Annotated in this window: 2 tRNA genes; both read left to right on the top strand. The window is 47.2% G+C overall.

From position 1 onward, the window contains the following. Positions 1-140 precede the first annotated feature (140 nt). Positions 141-217, top strand: a tRNA-Ile gene (locus PSHG_RS26055). A 134-nt stretch (positions 218-351) separates the two neighbouring features. Next, a tRNA-Ala gene (locus tag PSHG_RS26050) sits at positions 352-427 on the top strand. Positions 428-579 lie beyond the last annotated feature (152 nt).

Raw genomic sequence — 579 nt, 5'->3', positions numbered from 1 at the left:
GGGTTTAAACCAATGAATGGTTTATTCTTTGATTAAAGTGAATTACAGTTTTACAACCCAATCATCATGTTACGACGCAATAGCTATTCAAGAAAAGCTGGGCGATCGGTGTCCAGGTTATTTTTTTGTGAAAGCAAAATGGGCCCTTAGCTCAGCTGGTTAGAGCGCACCCCTGATAAGGGTGAGGTCGGTGGTTCGAGTCCACTAGGGCCCACCAATTGAGTCTTCAAAAAGTGAATACACCTAATTGATGAAGCATCAGGTCACGTTTGGGCAAGGTGTTTTGGGGCTCCCCGAAAAGTACTCGGAATCCGCCTCGAAGCAAGACGTCACTTTTTGGGGTAGGAATAAGGGGCCATAGCTCAGCTGGGAGAGCGCCTGCCTTGCAAGCAGGAGGTCAGCGGTTCGATCCCGCTTGGCTCCACCAAATCAGCATCTGAAAGGGAATGGAAACTGGTTAAAAAAAGCAGTTGCCAAACGCAGTGGGATGTGGTAAGATATCCTTCGCTGCAGGAATGCGGCAGAAGTTGTTCCTTGAAAACTAGATAACGAAACGAAGAAAACGAAGCATCAGAAGTG

This window comes from Paenibacillus senegalensis JC66 (assembly GCF_000285515.1).
GTDB lineage: Bacteria > Bacillota > Bacilli > Paenibacillales > NBRC-103111 > Paenibacillus_L > Paenibacillus_L senegalensis.
Note: the sequence above shows the minus strand (reverse complement) of the source record. Positions and strands in the feature narration are given on the sequence as shown.